At 56.6% G+C, this 13,857-nt stretch carries 9 protein-coding genes and 1 tRNA gene; 6 read left to right on the forward strand and 4 right to left on the reverse strand.

Annotated elements, in window-relative coordinates; genetic code table 11:
* Positions 1-50: 50 nt before the first annotated feature.
* On the forward strand, positions 51-902 hold the full coding sequence (locus CC94_RS0109050) for a radical SAM protein (RefSeq protein ID WP_005369102.1): 852 nt from the start codon (positions 51-53) through the stop codon (positions 900-902).
* Here the strand turns inward: CC94_RS0109050 and CC94_RS0109055 are convergent.
* Both CC94_RS0109055 and CC94_RS22275 read right to left on the reverse strand, forming a co-directional pair.
* Positions 899-2,992: a putative bifunctional diguanylate cyclase/phosphodiesterase gene (locus CC94_RS0109055; protein ID WP_005369104.1), complete on the reverse strand. Its 2,094-nt coding sequence runs from the start codon at positions 2,990-2,992 to the stop codon at positions 899-901. The genes CC94_RS0109050 and CC94_RS0109055 overlap by 4 nt on opposite strands.
* Complete coding sequence (locus tag CC94_RS22275; protein WP_005369105.1) at positions 2,985-6,545, reverse strand: PAS domain S-box protein; 3,561 nt, start codon at positions 6,543-6,545, stop codon at positions 2,985-2,987. The genes CC94_RS0109055 and CC94_RS22275 overlap by 8 nt, the downstream gene beginning before the upstream one ends.
* Before the next feature lie 429 nt (positions 6,546-6,974).
* Here CC94_RS22275 and CC94_RS0109065 point away from each other — a divergent pair.
* The 5 genes from CC94_RS0109065 (at position 6,975) to CC94_RS0109085 (ending at position 10,970) form a co-directional block, all read left to right on the forward strand.
* Positions 6,975-7,058, forward strand: a tRNA-Leu gene (locus CC94_RS0109065).
* A gap of 107 nt (positions 7,059-7,165) precedes the next feature.
* Positions 7,166-8,467 carry a trigger factor gene (gene tig, locus CC94_RS0109070; protein WP_005369107.1) on the forward strand — a complete coding sequence of 434 codons (1,302 nt, stop codon included), beginning with the start codon at positions 7,166-7,168 and terminating at the stop codon, positions 8,465-8,467.
* A gap of 7 nt (positions 8,468-8,474) precedes the next feature.
* Positions 8,475-9,107, forward strand: coding sequence for an ATP-dependent Clp endopeptidase proteolytic subunit ClpP (gene clpP / locus CC94_RS0109075; RefSeq protein WP_005369109.1), 633 nt, complete (start codon positions 8,475-8,477; stop codon positions 9,105-9,107).
* A 98-nt stretch (positions 9,108-9,205) separates the two neighbouring features.
* Complete coding sequence (gene clpX / locus CC94_RS0109080) at positions 9,206-10,480, forward strand: ATP-dependent Clp protease ATP-binding subunit ClpX (protein WP_005369111.1); 1,275 nt, start codon at positions 9,206-9,208, stop codon at positions 10,478-10,480.
* A 157-nt stretch (positions 10,481-10,637) separates the two neighbouring features.
* Entirely contained in the window at positions 10,638-10,970 is a 333-nt protein-coding gene (locus CC94_RS0109085) for a DMT family transporter (protein ID WP_005369113.1), read from the forward strand.
* A 101-nt stretch (positions 10,971-11,071) separates the two neighbouring features.
* On the opposite strand, the gene lysS is transcribed toward CC94_RS0109085, so the two are convergent.
* Together lysS and prfB are read right to left on the reverse strand one after the other, a co-directional pair.
* Positions 11,072-12,571, reverse strand: a complete 1,500-nt coding sequence (gene lysS, locus CC94_RS0109090) for a lysine--tRNA ligase (RefSeq protein WP_005369114.1) — start codon at positions 12,569-12,571, stop codon at positions 11,072-11,074.
* A 31-nt stretch (positions 12,572-12,602) separates the two neighbouring features.
* Positions 12,603-13,701 (reverse strand): peptide chain release factor 2 gene (gene prfB / locus CC94_RS0109095; RefSeq protein ID WP_005369116.1). Its coding sequence is split into 2 segments (ribosomal slippage): positions 12,603-13,625 and positions 13,627-13,701, totalling 1,098 coding nucleotides; the frame shifts between segments, so codons are not numbered across the junction.
* Between the last annotated feature and the right edge of the window lie 156 nt (positions 13,702-13,857).

Raw genomic sequence — 13,857 nt, forward strand, 5'->3', positions numbered from 1 at the left:
GCAAGTCGATCTGCAGGGCGGGCTTTATCCGCAGCAAACCGCATTGAACGATGTCGACGCCGCTCACCGCCTCCGACCATAGCCGGGACCGCGCCGGCCTGACCTATATCTACCCGGTTTTGTCCCGGCGCGCCGGCGGCATATCGATCGGCGTCAATTTCAATACGAACAATGCCTGCAACTGGCAGTGCATTTATTGCCAGGTGCCGGATTTGGCGATCGGCGCCGCGCCGGAACTCGATTTCGGGCTGCTCGAAGCCGAACTACGCGGTTTTCTGGAACAGGTCCGGTCCGGGGCGTTTTTCCGCCGCTTTCAGGTTCCGGAGGATCGGCGGACGATCAAGGATATCGCCCTTTCGGGAAACGGCGAGCCGACCAGCGTGCTGCGGTTTGCCGAGGCGATTGAACTGATCGGCGGTATTGCAACCGAAGCCGGGCTGTTCCCCGCCAGCCGGTATGTGTTGATCACCAACGGCAGCCTGGTGCATCGGCCCAAGGTCCGGGAAGGCCTGAAAGCGCTGAGCCGGTTCGGCGGCGAAGTCTGGTTCAAGCTCGATAGTGCGACGCCGGCGGGCAGACGACTGATCAACAAGGCCGGGCAAGGTGTCGAAGCGAGCCTGAACAACCTGGTTTTGGCGTCCGGCTGCTGCCGGACCAAAGTGCAGATCTGCCTGGTGGACATCGACCGGCAGGGATTTGCGGAGCAGGAAAGAACCGCGCTGCTGGAGGCGCTGCAGGCCGTCAAAGAACGCAGCGGAGTACGCGAGATTCTGCTCTATACGATAGCCAGGCCCTCCCTGCAGCCCGAAGCGGGGCGCCTTGGCCGAATGCCGGAGCCGGTCATGCGGGCGTTTGCGGAGGCGCTGCGGGCGTTGGGTTTCGAGGTTTCGATCAGTCTCTAGGTCTTTGCCTCGGACGCGAGTAATCGCTCCACATCTTTTGTCGCCAGCGGTTCGGCAAAGTGATAGCCTTGTCCGCACCGGCATCCCCAGGATAGAAGCCGCTCGGCCTGTTCGGCGGTTTCGATGCCTTCGGCGGCGACTTTCTTGCCCAATTCGCCTGCCAGTGACAGAATCGACCGCACGATCGCACTTTTGCGGTCGGAAGTGCCGCTAACCGAGCGGACCGCGCTGCGATCGATTTTGATCGTGTGAATCGACGGATGCTGGAGCAGATTCAGGGAGGCTTTACCCCCGGCGTCGAAATCGTCGAGATGCAACTGCACGCCGAGTTCGTCAAGTTCGGCCAGGATATGGGACGAAACGAGGGGGTCGGCGGCGGCGACTTCTTCCGGAATTTCCAGGCACAAATAGCGCGCGTCCAGGCCGGATGCCGCCAATGCCTGGGTCAGCTGGTTCCGTAAACTCGGGTGCAGAAATTGCGTTTGCGATAAATTGACCGCGACCGACAGGGCGGCATTCGCAGGCGACAATTGCTGCCAGGCCCGAAGCTGCCGGCAGGATTCGTGCAGCATCCAGGCGCTGATTTTGACCAGAATGCCGATTTTTTCCGCCAGCGCCCAAAAATCGGCGGGCGCCAAAAGGCCATGCTCGGAATACTGCCAATGCAGCAACGCCTCGAAGCCGGAGAGGGTTCCGCTGGCGAGTTCTACGATCGGTTGGTAATGAATACGGAATTCGTTGCGTTCGATAGCCAGGTTCAAGTCGGCTTCCAGTTGCAGCAGCCGTATGGCGTAATTATTCTGAACGGTATTGAACACCCTCAGTCGCCGGTCTCCTTGGGTTTTTGCCTGACGCAGCGCAAAAACAGCGTCGTGCAATATGTCTTCGGTCCGCTGGTAGCGCGGTTCGCTCAGGACGATCCCGATGCTGGCCGAGATGAAAGCTTCCTGCCCTTCGATAATGACCGCTTCGGCTATTTTGTCCAGAATGCGTTGGGCGATACGGACCACGTCCAGCAGATCATTGATATGGGTGAGTAGAACCATAAATTCATCGCCGCCGACCCGTGCGAGGGTGTCCGCGCCGCGCAGGTTTTCTCTCAGACGTTGGGCGACGGCGCTCAATACCATGTCGCCGAAGACATCCCCGTAGCTGTCGATGATGTGCCTGAAACGGTCCAGGTCGATGACGAGCAGCGCAAAAGCATAATCGGGATAGCGCTTGGCATGTTCGAAAGCCTGGCTCAGCCGGTCGGTCAGCAAGATTTCATTGGGCAGGCCGGTCAGTACGTCATGCACGGCAAAATGGCGTAATTTTTCCTCTACGTATTTGCGGGCGGTCAGTTCGCGAAAAACGATCACTATCCCGGCCACATTGCCGCTTTTATCGCGTATCGGCGCCGCGCTTTTGTCGACGGGAATCTCCATGCCTTCCCGGTTGATCAGCGCGGTGTCGGGCGACAGATCGATGATTAGGCCGTTTTCCAGCACGCGTTCCACCAGATTGGTGATCGGAATTCCCGTCGTCTGGTAAACCAGCCGCAGCACTTCGCCGAAAGGCCGGCCGAGCGCCTCGGGTTGCGGCCAGCCGGTCAGCACTTCCGCCATTCGGTTCATAAAGGTAATGGAGCCGTCGAGGCGGGTCGCAATGACGCCGTCGCCCAGGCTTTCGAGCGTCGTGCCCAGCCAGCGTTCCATCTGCCTGAGCTTGGTTTCGGCGCTGTGTCGGTACAGGGCGATATCGATGGCGATCTGCAGTTCGCGTTCTTCGAAAGGTTTCAGTACATAGCCGTAAGGCTCGGTGATTTTCGCGCGGTTCAGCGTGGCTTCGTCCGAGTGGGCGGTCAGAAACACGACCGGCAGGGCGTGCTGCTTGCGGATTTCGTCGGCCGCGGCGATGCCGTCCATCGCCCCGCTCAAGTGGATGTCCATCAGCACCAGATCGGGCTGCAGCGTGCCGATGCGTTCCAGGGCGGATTCGGCCGATGTGACGAACTCCGGCACATCGTAGCCCATTCGGATCAGTGTCCGTTGAATATCCAGAGCGATGATGACTTCATCCTCGACTACCAGCATGCGCGCTTTAAGCATGGTTACCTTTTTTCTTGGGGATGGAAATGGAAAATACGGTTTCCGGCCGGCGCCGAACCGTCAACTGTCCATTTAACTGCAATACGAAAGATTGCACCAGATGTAAGCCCATGGATAACGGTTTTGTAATTTCCACGTCGTCCGGAATGCCTCGGCCATTATCGCCGACCTCCAGTATCAGCCTGTCCGGCTTGTCGTTCGCCAGTTTGATCCACAGTGCCCCGGAAGGATTGGCGGGCGGTGGTGTAAAGGCGTACTTGAAGCTGTTCGAGACCAATTCGCTGATGATCAATCCAATCGGTACGGTCTGCTCGACATCGAGCTCGACATCGGCGATTTGTATTTTGAGCTGGATCGACGAGGCGGCTTGGCCGTATGAGCGGCGGAGCGAGTTGACCAGGCTGGTGATGTATTCGGCCATTTTGATCCGGGCCAGACTGCGGGATTGGTATAAATGCTCGTGTGCCAGCGCCATGGAATGGACCCGCTGCTGGCTGTCCAGGAACGCGCAGCGGGCGGCCGGATCGGTGAGGGAAGCGGCCTGGAGGCGAAGCAGGCTGGCGATCACTTGTAGATTATTTTTGACCCGGTGGTGAATTTCTTTCAGCAGTACTTCTTTTTCCCGCAGGGAGGCGACTGCCCGGGATTCGGCAAGCTGACGTTCGGCCAGTTCGTTTTTGATGCGGGCATTGATGGTTTCGAGTTCCCGGGTGCGGAGTTTTACCTGCCGTTCGAGCATCTGGTTCAGCTCCTGCATTTTTTCTTCCGCGCGCTTTCTTTCGGTAATGTCCTGCATTGCGCCGATCATTCGGCAGGGTTTGCCCCGGTTGTCTCGGAGCACGAATCCACGGTCGAGCACGCAGGCATAATGGCCGTCGCTTCGCAGGAAACGATATTCGTACTCCCAGTGGTCGACGGCGGGATTGTCAAGCACCACGCGCACACTCGCCGCAACGCGCTGCTGATCGTCGGGGTGTACTCGTTCGAGTCCCCAGCGGGCCGTCTGCGGTGCATCGACCGCATCCCGCCAGCCGAAGACGTCCATGCTCGCCTCGCTCCAGCGTTGCAAGTCGTGCATGATGTCCCAGTCCCAAATGACATCGCGGGTAGCCTTCCAGGCCAGCCGCAAGCGTTCTTCGCTTTCGCGCAAGGCCTCCTCGGCCTGCTTCCAGTCGTGAATGTCGGTGTTGCTGCCGACCCATTTGATGACCTGGCCGTTATCGCTCAAAAGCGGCGTCGCCCGGACATTGGTCCATCGCCAGCCGTCGTTTCGGGATTTTATCCGGAATTCTGCGTTGATGTCGTGCCGGGTAGCGACCGCTTCGTGCCATTGCCGTGCGGCGTAATCCCTATCTTCCGGATGGACGGCATCGAGCCAGCCGTAACCGATCCATTCCTCGAAGGTCTGGCCCGTATAGGCGCGCCAGGACGGGCTGTCCACTGCCACAACGCCATCCGCTCCGGCTTCCCAGACGGCCTGGGCATAAGATTCGACCAGCTTGCGAAAGCGCTCTTCGCTTTCGCGGAGGGCTTCCTGAGCCAGTTTGAAAGGCGTTGTCTCGCGCAGAGACAAGACCAGGCCGGTTACCGATTCATCCAGGTCCGTAGCCGGCACCAGGCTCCAATCCCAATAAGTGGTCCCGCGCTCCGGCTGATCGGGAAATACGAACGGTTTGTCCTTGTAAAACACCGCTTTGCCGGTATCCCGCACCTGGCGGAAGATCGTCTCGTTTTCCGGATCCGGGTACAGGTCGAAATGGTTTTTTCCGAGCAGTTCTTCGGGCTTCATTCCGCAAGTATCGGCATAGGATGCATTGACCCAAATGAAGTGGAACCGGGGATCGAGATAGACCAGCATCACGTCGGTGGCCTGCATGATGCTGAGCAGCAGGATTTGTTGCTGTTCCAGGGCTTCTTCGGTCAGTTTGCGCCGATGAATGTTGCGGCCGACGGTCGCCCAGCCGGAAATCCGGCCTTTTTCGTCGCGGAGGTTGAAGACGTTGCAAAGCATCCAGATCGCCTTGCCGGTTTGAAAGTGCCGGAAGCGTATTTCCACTTCGGCGTTTCCCTCCCGCATGACGCGGGGAAAGAACTCGTCGCTGACGTGAGCCCGGTCTTCGGGGAAATAATAGTCCTGTACCCGCACGCTGCACGCTGCGGTCAAATCTTCAAGGCCCATCATCCGCATTCCGGCAGGATTTACATAGAAAGGCTTGAAGTTCCGGTCGCACATGCCGATGAATTCGGTGCTGCCTTCGGCAAGTGCGACAAAACGATCGCGCTCCGCTTCGGCAAGTTTGCGTCTTGTCACGTCGACCAGTGTGACCAATAGCATATTGCCTTCGCGGGTGACGAGCGAACTGCCGTCGACCTGGGCCGTAAATTGGGTTCCGTCCCGTCTTAATCCGATCATTTCGCTGCCTATGCCTTTTATCTTGAACAGGAGCTTTACGGTGAACGGCTCCCGGTAGGCATAGGGATGATCCTGCGCCGGATCTTTCAACAACGTTTCGAGCGCGCGGCCCTGCAGTTGTCCCGGCTGGTAGCCGAACAGGGCTTCGGACTGCCGATTCGCGAGCCTGACCTTTCCTTCGAGATCGGCCATCAGCAGCCCGTTCGGAGACGCCTGGAAGAGCAGACGGAAACGTTCTTCGCCTTCCTGCAAAGCGGCGAAGCCGGTCTCGCGTTCGGAGTCGGCCTTGTTCAGCAACTTTGCCGCCAGGTAGATCATCCCGCTGAACGCCACGATATGAAAAGTAATGAAAAGCGCCCAGCCGAAATCGGCGCTGTATAATCCCGAATGCTGGCCTTTCAGTTGGATCAGGCCGATCGCAAACGGCAGCAAAACAGCAGCCGGCAGGAGATTTCGCGCCATGACGCTGCCGGCGAACGGACTGATCAGCCAGGTCAGGTAGCGCTTGGGGCGCGCGCTGAGAATTCCGATGCCCAGTCCGAACAGGGATACGGCCGCATGAAGCGGAATCGACACATACGGCCGGGTTTGATAGAGAGCGGACACCTCGTAGCAGGCATGCCCTACCAGCGCAAGAAGCGCAAACAACAGAATTTGCAACGCTAAAAATGGTGCGATCCAGCCGGCTTCCGCATCCAGCGCGACCAAGGCCATGCCGGCTAAAAAAAGACAATAGGCGGCGCTTGGAGAGGGGCTGCCGGAATGCGGCGCACTTTTCTCCGCGACCGTGTCCGGAAACAGCCATTGGTCCGGGCTGACGTCTCCGAGATATTCCAGCAGGACCAGTCCGCCGAGCACTGCAACTATAGCGGAAAAGATTTGTCCGAGCATTTGCCGGTTCGGGTTCCGGCCGGTTCGGTGCAGCAGCCGGAGCGCCGTACCGGAAAGCAGCAGTCCGGCCGCGACCACCGGCTGTATGGCCGCAGGGTTCGGCCAAATGCCTTTTAGCTCGGCGATGCCGAAAATCCAGCCCGTGATCGCCAGCAGGCTGACCAGTATGACGAACAGGGCCATCCCGTCAGTCAGTCGAGCGGCCGCCGGGGCGAAAGGAAAGACAAAGCGGCTAGAGCAATTCTGCATGATCTTCTCGGGCGACCGGGCGACTCACAAGATTAACCGAAAGTGGCCGCAGCCAACCCTGTTAGCCTTGTACGGTCGGGGGATAGCGGTTATCCGGATTGCAAGCCGGCAGTGCACAGGAGGAGGCGGGCTTCGAATGAGGCAGGTTTCCTGTTGCAGTAATGAAATAGATGCGCGCATTTATCAAGGAGATCGGTTTTTATCAGGGCTTAATTCGGCGGCGGTCAATAAAATGCTTGGACTGAGTAATCCGGGTTTCTATCCCGTCGACCTTATTACTTTCGTCAGTCGAGGATAGCTTTTTATTTCCGGCCCTGTACGCTCAAGCGCTTTAACCGAAGCCGCGGCCGCACTTTCGGCGATTCGCCGTGGAGAATATAACTGGCTAACCTTGCCAATATCGGTTAAAATTGCTAGTTGATTTTATGTGCGAATGTGGCGGAACTGGTAGACGCGCTGGATTTAGGTTCCAGTGGTAACCCCGTGAGAGTTCGAGTCTCTCCATTCGCACCATATTTATATTCCTATAAAGAAGCAGCCGATTCAGGTTGACTTTTCTGTTCCTAAGCCCGCAAGGCGCTCTTAAAAATTACGTATTCCAAACAATTTGAGGTAAAGAAATGCAGGTCTCTGTCGAAAAGACATCAGAATTAAGCAGAAAAATGGTTGTAAGCGTGCCTGAAGAGGTCGTTCAGCAGAAAGTCGCAGAGCGCTTAAAGTCATTATCGAAAAATGTGAAGATTGATGGTTTTCGGCCCGGCAAGGCGCCACAGCAAGTGATCAACAAACTGTACGGCGAGCGCGTGCGCGGCGAGGTGACCGGCGACCTGATCCAGAGCACTTATTTTGAAGCCCTGGCCAAAGAGCAGCTGAGACCGGCCGGCTATCCCAACATTCATTCCGCCGACCAGAGCGAAGGCTTCAAATACACCGCCGAATTCGAAGTGTATCCCGAGATTTCGCTGGACGGTGTCAATGGCATGGAAATCAAGCGTCCCGTTGCCGAAGTGACCGAAAGCGATATCGACGCGATGATCGAAAAATTGCGGCTGCGGAATAAGACTTGGCAAACCGCCGAGCGTGCCTCACAGGCGCAGGATCGCATCACGATCACGTTTTCCGGCAGCGTCGACGGCGAAAACTTTACCGACGGCAAGGTTGAAAATTATCCGGTCGAAATCGGTGCCGGGCAAATGATTCCAGGCTTCGAAGACAACCTGATCGGCCTGGCGGCGGCCGAGCAAAAAATCTTTACCACGGCTTTTCCGGAAAACTACGGCAAGGAGTCTCTGGCCGGCAAAGCGGCCGAATTCGAAGTCGAAGTGATTAAAGTCGAAGAATCCGTACTGCCTGAGGTTGATGCTGAATTCATTAAAAAGCACGGGATCGAGGACGGCGACATGGCCGCTTTCCGCGAGGATATCCGCAATACGATGGAGCGCCAGTTGACGCAAGCCTTGGCGGCCCGCCTGAAAAACGCGGTGATGGACGCGCTGTACGGCGCGGTTCAGGTCACGGTTCCGAATGCGCTGATCGACGGCGAAATCGAAAATCTGATGGCGCCTTACAAGGAAAACGCGAAGAAAAGAAAGGTCAAGTTGGAAGAGTTGGATTTGCCGAGAGATTTGTTCGAAGAGCAGGCCCGCCGCCGCGTCGCCTTGGGCCTGATTCTGTCCGATGTGATCGACAAGGGCGAAATCAAGCTGGATGACACCCGCGTCCGCAACACCGTCGAAGAGATGGCGCAAAACTATGAGCAACCGCAGGATGTCATCAACTGGTATTATGCGGACGAAAAGCGGCTCGACGAAATCAAGAACATGGTGCTGGAAGACCAGGCCGTGGACTGGCTCGTCGCCAAAGCCAAGGTTCAGGACGAAAATCTGAGCTTTTACGATTTGATGGACAACCAAACACGGTAATACAGCCATGGGCAAACCACAGATAATCAATCCGTCAATGACGATCGAAGCGGCGGGCGGCCTGGTGCCGATCGTCGTCGAGCAAACCGCGCGCGGCGAGCGTTCCTTCGACATTTACTCGCGCCTCTTGAAAGAGCGGGTGATTTTCCTGGTCGGCCAGGTCGAAGACTATATGGCCAACCTGGTCGTTGCCCAGCTTTTGTTTCTGGAATCGGAAAACCCGGATAAAGATATTCATTTATACATCAACTCGCCGGGCGGTTCGGTGACCGCCGGCATGTCGATTTACGACACGATGCAGTTTATCAAACCCGACGTCAGCACGATGTGCATTGGCCAGGCCGCCAGCATGGGGGCGCTGCTCTTGACCGGCGGCGCGAAAGGCAAGCGTTATTGCCTGCCGCACTCCCGGATGATGATTCACCAGCCGTTGGGCGGTTTCCAGGGCCAGGCGTCGGATATCGCGATTCATGCGAAGGAAATTCTGGGCGTGCGCGATAAACTGAATAAAATCATGGCGCATCACACCGGCCAGCCGATCGAAAAGATTCAGGTCGATACCGACCGGGACAATTTCATGAATGCCGATGATGCGGTCAGTTACGGCCTGGTTGATAAGGTTCTGGCAAGCCGGTTATAAATCCGGACGAATTTGCTTTGTTTTCCGAAAGTTTCGGGATATTCTTTGCCTGAGGCTAAGTGTAATTCCTCGACTTTAGGATAATTTCGGGTATTGATATGAGTAACGACAAAAGGGGCAAAGACGAAGACAAATTGCTGTACTGTTCTTTTTGCGGGAAGAGTCAGCATGAAGTCCGCAAGCTGATCGCGGGTCCCTCCGTGTATGTCTGCGACGAATGCGTCGAACTTTGCAACGACATCATCAAGGACGAATTGCAGGAAGAGGTTTCCTCTTTTAAAAACGGCCACTTGCCGAAACCGAAAGAAATCAAGAAAGAGCTCGATGCCTATGTGATCGGCCAGGAGCGTGCGAAGAAAATCCTCGCGGTTGCGGTTTACAACCACTACAAGCGGCTTCGCAATAAAACCCGGAAAGACGGTATCGAGATCGGCAAAAGCAACATCCTGCTGATCGGTCCGACCGGCTCCGGTAAGACTCTGCTCGCCGAAACGCTGGCGCGCCTGTTGGATGTGCCGTTTACGATTGCGGATGCGACAACCTTGACCGAAGCCGGTTATGTCGGCGAAGACGTGGAAAACATCATCCTGAAGATTCTGCAGAAATGCGACTACGATGTCGAAAAGGCCGAAACCGGGATCGTCTATATCGACGAGATCGACAAAATTTCGCGCAAATCCGATAATCCGTCGATTACCCGGGATGTCTCCGGCGAAGGTGTGCAGCAGGCGCTGTTGAAACTGATCGAAGGGACGATCGCTTCGGTGCCTCCGCAAGGCGGCCGCAAGCATCCGCAGCAGGAGTTTTTGCAGGTGAATACCGCGAACATCCTGTTCATTGTCGGCGGCGCGTTCGCGGGGCTCGACCGGGTGATCAAGGCGCGTTCCGAAAAAGGCGGCATCGGATTTTCGGCCGACGTCAAATCGAAGGAAGAAACGAAGAACGTCGGTCAGGTGTTTTCCGAAGTCGAGGCCGAGGATTTGATCAAGTACGGCCTGATTCCGGAATTCGTCGGCCGTCTGCCGGTCGTTGCGACGCTGGAAGAGCTCGATGAAGATGCGCTGGTGCAGATTCTGACCGAGCCGAAGAACGCGCTGGTCAAGCAGTACCAACACTTGTTCGAAATGGAAGGGGCCGAGCTCGAGTTTCGTGTCGAATCGTTGCGCGCGATTGCGCAGAAATCGATGGAGCGCAAAACCGGCGCGCGCGGACTCCGGACGATCGTCGAAAACGTGCTGCTGAATACGATGTACGATCTGCCTTCGGAAGAGGATATCTGCAAGGTCGTGATCGACGAGAACGTGATTCGCGGCGAATCCGAACCGATCCTGGTTTACAAGACGGATCTGAAAAAGGCTTCGTCGGAAGTCTAAATAAAATAAGGAGCTGAAAAAGCTCCTTTTTTATGGACTATAGAAAAGGACTACGCATTTGAACGTCTTGTGTTGCTTGAATCGTTCAGCGCCACCCTGCCGTTACGAAAGCGAAAGACAGATTAGGCAGCAATGAGAGTCGGGACAGATTAAGGCAATGAAGAATTGGCTATTTCTATCCGTTGCAATTGTTTCGGAGGTGTTGGCGACATCCGCCCTGAAAGCCAGCGACGGCTTCAACAGATTTTGGCCTTCGGCGGTTGTTGTGCTTGGCTACGGGATTGCGTTCTACTTCCTTTCGCTCACCCTGCGCTCCATTCCAGTCGGCATTGCCTATGCAGTCTGGTCCGGGGTTGGCATGGTTTTAATTTCCCTTATCGCATGGCTGGGCTTCGGGCAGAGGCTGGATATACCGGCCATGATCGGTATCGGCCTGATCATCGCCGGCGTTATCGTGCTTAATGTGTTCTCAAAGTCGGCGGTGCATTAACCGCCTGATCCTCCAGACCAACCGCTGGACCGTGCTTTCGTCCGGTTACTTGATTCAGTGTTGGTTTCCCTGATCGATCCTACGTCGAGATAATTAACAGCTTACTGATTCTTCGCGCGCATGTGCGGGAACAGCAAGACGTCGCGGATCGACGGCGCATCCGCGAACAGCATCACCAGCCGGTCGATGCCGATCCCTTCCCCCGCAGTCGGCGGCATGCCGTGTTCGAGTGCGACGATGTAATCCGCATCGAAATGCATCGCCTCGTCGTCGCCGGCTTCCTTTTCCTCGACCTGTTTCTGGAAACGTGCGGCCTGGTCTTCCGCATCGTTCAATTCGGTAAAGCCGTTCGCGATTTCGCGCCCGCCGACGAAAAACTCGAAACGGTCGGTGATGAACGGGTCTTGGTCGTTCCGGCGCGCCAAGGGCGAGACTTCGACTGGATAGGCGGTGATGAAGGTCGGATTCATCAGGCGGTTTTCGACCGTTTTTTCGAAAATCTCGATCTGCAGTTTGCCAAGACCGTAGCCGTCCTTGACCGGCAAATTCAGCTTCTTGCAGACAGCGACCGCGCCTTCGCGGTTGTCGATGTCGGATGCCTTCAGGTCGGGATTGAAACGCAGGATCGACTCGAACACGGTCATCCGTTCGAACGGCTTGCCGAAATCGTATTCCTCGCCCTGGTAAGTGATCAGCGTCTGGCCGACGACTTCTTCGGCCAGGCCACGCAACATTGCTTCGGTCAGATCCATCAGGTCGCCGTACTCGGCATAGGCCTGATAGAATTCGAGCATCGTAAATTCCGGATTGTGGCGGGTCGACAGGCCTTCGTTCCGGAAATTGCGGTTGATTTCGAAGACCCGCTCGAAGCCTCCGACCACCAGCCGTTTCAGGTACAGCTCCGGCGCGATCCGGAGGAACAGCTGCATGTCCAGCGCATTATGATGGGTCACGAACGGCCGTGCGGTCGCGCCGCCGGGAATCGCCTGCATCATCGGCGTTTCCACTTCCAGGAAGTCGCGCTTGATCAGAAACTCGCGGATATAGGCAACGATCCGTGAGCGCAGCAAAAACGTCTTGCGCGACGATTCGCTCATGATCAGATCCAGATAGCGCTGGCGATACTTGATTTCCTGATCGGCGATGCCGTGGAATTTTTCCGGCAAGGGGCGCAGCGATTTGGTCAGGAGGCGTATATCGTCGACCTTGACGCTGAGTTCGCCTGCGTTGGTCTTGAACAAGACGCCTTCCGCGCCGACGATGTCGCCGATGTCCCATTTCTTGAACTGTTCGTTGTAGAAATCGCCGGGCAGGCTGTCGCGAGTCACATACAGCTGAATCTTGCCGGACATGTCCTGAATATGGCAGAAGCTCGCCTTGCCCATCACGCGCCGGGTCATGATTCGGCCCGCGACCTTCACGCGCAGTGGATTCTCTTCGAGTTCTTCCTTCGATTTCTCGCCGTATTCGGCAAAAAGCTCGCCGGCGACCACGTTGCGGCGGAAATCGGTCGGGAACGCGATGCCGTTTTCGCGCAGTGTGCTGAGCTTCGCGCGGCGCAGCCGGATCAGTTCCTGTTCATCTTGTTCAATTTCAGACATTTTTACTTTTTCTCAAGCATGGAATTTCTAATTACAAACCGCTCTTCAGGCTTGCCTCGATAAACATGTCGAGATTGCCGTCCAGCACCGCCTGCGGGTTTCCGGTTTCGACGCCGGTGCGAAGATCCTTGATCCGCGACTGGTCGAGCACATAGGAGCGAATCTGGCTGCCCCAACCGATGTCCGATTTGCTGTCTTCGAGTGCCTGCTGGGTTTCGCTGCGCTTCATCATTTCGAGCTCGTACAGCTTGGCTTTTAGTTGCTTCATCGCCGTGTCTTTGTTTTTATGCTGCGAGCGGTCGCTCTGGCACTGCACGACGATGCCGCTGGGATTATGCGTGATCCGCACCGCCGATTCGGTCCGGTTGATGTGCTGGCCGCCGGCGCCCGAAGCACGGTAAACGTCGATGCGCAGGTCGGCCGGATTGATTTCGATCGCGATGTTGTCGTCGACTTCCGGCGACACGAAGACCGAAGCGAACGAGGTATGGCGGCGGTTGCCCGAGTCGAATGGCGATTTGCGGACCAGCCGGTGCACGCCGGTTTCGGTGCGCAGCCAGCCGAACGCATAGTCGCCCTCGAACTTGATCGTCGCGCTTTTGATGCCGGCCACATCGCCCGGCGACTCTTCGATCAGTTCAGTCTTGAAGCCCTTGCTTTCGCCCCAGCGCAGATACATGCGCTCGATCATCGAGGCCCAATCCTGCGCCTCGGTGCCGCCGGAGCCGGCCTGGATATCCAGGAACGCATTGTTCGGGTCCATTTCGCCGGCGAACATCCGCCGGAATTCGAGCGTCGCCACCTGGCTTTCCAGATGCTCCAGATCGCTTGCGACCGTGTCGACTGTATCTGCGTCGCCTTCTTCTACCGCCATCGCCAAGAGCTCTTCGGCATCATTCAGGCCGGAAGTCAGTTCGTTGATCGTGTTCACGACCATTTCTAGCTGGCCGCGCTCCTTGCCTAAAGCTTGCGCCTGCTCCGGGTTGTCCCAGATCTTCGGGTTTTCGAGCTCTCTTAAAACTTCGACCAGACGTTCGCTTTTGGTGTCGAAGTCAAAGATACCCCCTAAGCGACTCGGTGCGCTCTCTGAGGTCGGCGATTTTGTATTTGATCGGATTGATTTCTTGCATGGGTAGAAACGGAAAAACGGCCGTCCGCAACAGAATCGGTAGACCAGACCGGCGCGGCTGAATTGAAAAGCCGCCAATTATAACGCATATCAAATTCAGTTACATGAACAACTTATCCAAGTTTCGCCGGCCATAAGTGAGACAGTAACCCGGAAT

This window comes from Methylomicrobium agile, from assembly GCF_000733855.1.
Taxonomy (GTDB): Bacteria; Pseudomonadota; Gammaproteobacteria; order Methylococcales; family Methylomonadaceae; genus Methylomicrobium; species Methylomicrobium agile.

Coding starts and splice junctions, on each gene's coding strand:
- CC94_RS0109050 (WP_005369102.1), top strand. CDS start 51: ATGTCGACGCCGCTCACCGCCTCCGACCATAGCCGGGACCGCGCCGGC.
- CC94_RS0109055 (WP_005369104.1), bottom strand. CDS start 2,992: ATGCTTAAAGCGCGCATGCTGGTAGTCGAGGATGAAGTCATCATCGCT.
- CC94_RS22275 (WP_005369105.1), bottom strand. CDS start 6,545: ATGCAGAATTGCTCTAGCCGCTTTGTCTTTCCTTTCGCCCCGGCGGCC.
- tig (WP_005369107.1), top strand. CDS start 7,166: ATGCAGGTCTCTGTCGAAAAGACATCAGAATTAAGCAGAAAAATGGTT.
- clpP (WP_005369109.1), top strand. CDS start 8,475: ATGGGCAAACCACAGATAATCAATCCGTCAATGACGATCGAAGCGGCG.
- clpX (WP_005369111.1), top strand. CDS start 9,206: ATGAGTAACGACAAAAGGGGCAAAGACGAAGACAAATTGCTGTACTGT.
- CC94_RS0109085 (WP_005369113.1), top strand. CDS start 10,638: ATGAAGAATTGGCTATTTCTATCCGTTGCAATTGTTTCGGAGGTGTTG.
- lysS (WP_005369114.1), bottom strand. CDS start 12,571: ATGTCTGAAATTGAACAAGATGAACAGGAACTGATCCGGCTGCGCCGC.